Source organism: Mycobacterium sp. TH-M82 (genome assembly GCF_057473605.1).
The window spans coordinates 1-1,743 of sequence record NZ_JBYCKY010000702.1 but is presented as its reverse complement, the minus strand read 5'-3'; the positions used below and the strand labels follow the sequence as shown (position 1 = coordinate 1,743).

The following is a 1,743-nucleotide window of genomic DNA, read 5'->3' as shown; positions in this document are numbered from 1 at the left end:
TGCGCCGTATCTGGAACCTGCATGAGGGCCCGATCCGGCACGAGGGCCGCTTCTACCGGATGAACCTGGTCCCGACCGAGCGCGTCGCGCCACCCATGCGCGACATCCCGATCATCACCGCCGGTGTGCGCCCCCGGATGTGCGAGGCCGCCGGCCGGGTTTCCGACGGGTTGGCCGGTCACCCGCTGTTCACCACCACATACGTCGAGGAGGTCGTCAAGCCGGCGATCGCCAAAGGCGCCGCGCACGCCGGCCGCAACGCAGAAGACGTCGAGATCATCTCGATGGTGATGTGTTCGATCCACGACGACCCCGAGGTGGCGCGGCGCGAACTCGCCCAGCAGATCGCCTTCTACTCCTCGGTCAAGACCTACGACACGGTGCTCGACGTCAACGGTTTCGCCAAGGAGGGTCAGGTGATCCGCGAAGCGTTCGCCCGGCGTGACTTTCCGGCGATGTTCGACGCGGTCTCCGACGGGATGATCGACACCATGGGCGTCGCGGGAACCGCCGCCGACGTCCGCGCCGGGTTGTGTCGCTACGAGGGCGTCCTGGACCACATCATGGTCTATCCGCCCTCGATCGGTATTGCCGCCGAGCGCGTTCGGGAAAACCTCGATGCGCTGATCGCGCAATGTTCGCCCACGCGGCGAAGGCCCTGAACGTCAGAACCCGGTGCCGTGCACCTCATGCCCGGGTGTTTCGACCATCAGCCCGCGGTAGGCCTGCTCGACGTTGGAGCCGTGGTTGACCACACCGTCGACTTCGCGGGCGATTGGCATGGTGAGCCCGAACTGTCCGGCGAACTCCATGACCACGCTGGCCGCCCGGACCCCCTCGGCGACCTGGCTCATCGACGCGATGATCTCGTCGATCGCCTTGCCCGCCCCGAGTTGTTCACCGACATAGCGGTTGCGGCTGCGCTGGCTGGTGCAGGTGACGATCAAATCGCCCATGCCGGCCAGGCCGGCGAACGTGTCGCGGGCCCCGCCCATCGCCTCGCCGAGCTTGCCCATCTCGCGCACCGAACGAGCCATCACCATGGCCCGGGTGTTCTCGCCGATCCCCAGCGAGTAGCCCATCCCGACGGCGATGGCATAGACATTCTTCAACGCGCCGGCCAGCTCGACACCGGTCACATCGTCGGTGGTGTAGACCCGGAAACGCCTGGTGCGGAACAAAAATGCGAGCTCTGCGGCCAAATGCTGGTCCGGCATCGCCAGCACCGCGGCCGCCGCATAGCCTTCGGCCACCTCGCGGGCGATGTTAGGGCCGGCAAGAATGCCCGCCGGATGCCCGGGCAGCACCTCGTCGACGATCTGCGACATCCGCATGTTGGTGCCCTGTTCCAGGCCCTTGACCAGCGACACCACCGGCACCCACGGCCGCAGTTCGGCGGCCAGTTCCTCGAGCACCCCGCGGAACCCGTGCGAGGGCACGGCCATCACGACGACGTCGGCGGTGCCCGCGGCCTCGACGAAGTCCGTGGTGGCACGCAGCGTCTCGGACAGCACCACCTCGTTACCGAGGTAGCGGTGGTTGCGGTGGTTGTCGTTGATGTCGTCCGCAGTCTGCTCCGAGCGCACCCACTGCAGGGTCGGCGCGCGCCGGGCACAGATGGATGCGACGGTGGTGCCCCAGGACCCTCCGCCGAGCACCACCACCTTCGGTTTGCGAAGAGCAGCTGCCATGATGCTCAGCGTATTGCCGGCGCTGCCGGCGCACCGGAAGTTCGCGAAGTTA

The 1,743-nt window shown here is 67.2% G+C and carries 2 protein-coding genes; one reads left to right on the top strand and one right to left on the bottom strand.

All coding sequences use genetic code 11. The features are described 5' to 3' along the window. The coding region (locus tag AC2VON_RS20545; RefSeq protein WP_486954569.1) for an LLM class flavin-dependent oxidoreductase at positions 1-662 on the top strand (662 nt) is incomplete at its 5' end. Positions 663-665: 3 nt separating this feature from the next. Here the strand turns inward: AC2VON_RS20545 and AC2VON_RS20540 are convergent. Continuing rightward, on the bottom strand, positions 666-1,691 hold the full coding sequence (locus AC2VON_RS20540; RefSeq protein ID WP_486954570.1) for an NAD(P)H-dependent glycerol-3-phosphate dehydrogenase: 1,026 nt from the start codon (positions 1,689-1,691) through the stop codon (positions 666-668). Between the last annotated feature and the right edge of the window lie 52 nt (positions 1,692-1,743).